The following is a 1,737-nucleotide window of genomic DNA, read 5'->3' as shown; positions in this document are numbered from 1 at the left end:
GTGTGTTGCTGGGCCGGTTGACCGGTCGCGATGATGTGTTGTTCGGTACCACGGTGTCCGGGCGGCCGGCGGGGCTGGCCGGGGTCGAGTCCATGGTCGGCCTGTTCATCAACACCGTCCCCGTCCGAGTGCGGGTCGACCCGGACGAGCCGATCCGGAATCTGGCGACCCGTCTCCAACTCGAACAGGCCGGTCTGCTCGACCACCACCACATCGGCCTCGCCGACATCCAGGCCGCGGCCGGAATCGGTGGCCTGTTCGACACTCTCGTGGTGTTCGAGTCGTATCCGGTCGACGCCGAGGGCATCCGGGCGCAAGCGGCCGATATCGACGGCATGGCGGTCACGAATATCCGGGCCACGGACGCCACCCACTACCCGTTGACCCTGATCGCGCAACTGGATGCGCGGCTGCGGATCCGGGCGGGCTACCTGCGAGACCTGTTCGACGAGAACACGATCGCGCGCCTGGCGGACCGGCTCGTCCGGGTGCTGACGACGATCGCCACCACCCCGGACCTGCCGGCCGGCGCGGTCGATCTGCTCGACGCCGCCGAGCGCCGCACGATCCTGACCGACTGGAACGACACCGCTGCCGAACTCACGGGACCGGTCACGCTCGCCGCGCTGTTCCGCGCGCAGGCCGAACGAACCCCGCACGCGACCGCTCTCACCTTCGAGGGCACCGGCCTGACCTATCAGGAGTTCGCGGACCGGGTCCACCGCCTGGCACGCTGGCTGATCGACCGCGGCGTGGGCCCGGACTCGGTTGTGGCGCTGGGGATGCGGCGGTCGATCGATCTGGTGGTCGGCATGTACGCCGTGACGGTCGCCGGCGCCGCGTATGTGCCGCTGGATCCGGATCATCCGGCCGAGCGCACCGAATACATCCTCGCCACCGCCGATCCGGTGACCGTGCTGACCTCCGGGGTCGACCTGCCGCTGCGCGCGGCCCAGGTGCGGATCGACCGGCTGGAGCTGGCGGACTACTCCACCGCGCCCATCACCGACGCGGAACGCCGTGCGCCCCTGCGTGCCTCGAACACCGCGTATGTGATCTTCACGTCGGGTTCGACGGGCCGCCCGAAGGGGGTGGCGGTGCCGCACGCGGCGATCGTGAACCGCCTGGTGTGGATGCAGGCCGAGTACGGCCTCACCACCGACGACGTGGTGTTGCAGAAGACCCCGGCGACGTTCGACGTGTCGGTGTGGGAGTTCTTCTGGCCCTTGCAGATCGGCGCACGCCTGGTCGTCGCGAAGCCGGACGGGCACCTCGACCCGGGCTACCTCGCCGAGCTGATCACCACCGAACGGGTCACCGTCGCCCACTTCGTGCCGTCCGTGCTGACAGTGTTCGTCGCCGCCCTCACCGCGGCGGCCGACCGCGAGATCGCCACTGCCACCGGGCTTCCGGTCGAGCCGGACACACTGTGCCGGTCGTTGCGTCTGGTATTCGCCTCCGGTGAAGCATTGAGCGGCAGGCCCGCTCAGGCGATCACCGAACTCACCGGCGCCCGGGTCCACAACCTGTACGGCCCCACCGAAGCCGCCGTCGACGTCACCCACCACGCCCTCACCCCCGCCGACACCGACACCGTCCCCATCGGCCGCCCGGTGTACAACACCCGCGTCTACGTCCTGGACAACCGGCTGCGCCCGGTCCCCGCCGGCGTCCCCGGCGAGCTGTACCTCGCCGGAATCCAACTCGCCCACGGCTACATCGCCCGCCCCGACCTCA

Annotated in this window: 1 protein-coding gene; it reads left to right on the top strand. The window is 70.2% G+C overall.

Annotated features, from left to right (window positions below; genetic code table 11):
* Positions 1-1,737, top strand: a 1,737-nt coding sequence (locus tag NRB56_RS38055) for a non-ribosomal peptide synthetase (protein WP_153349232.1), incomplete at both ends; no start/stop codon positions are given.

This window comes from Nocardia aurantia, assembly GCF_009604425.1.
Classification (GTDB): Bacteria; Actinomycetota; Actinomycetes; order Mycobacteriales; family Mycobacteriaceae; genus Nocardia; species Nocardia aurantia.
The sequence above is the reverse complement of the archived record's forward strand: the minus strand, read 5'-3'. Positions and strand labels throughout refer to the sequence as shown.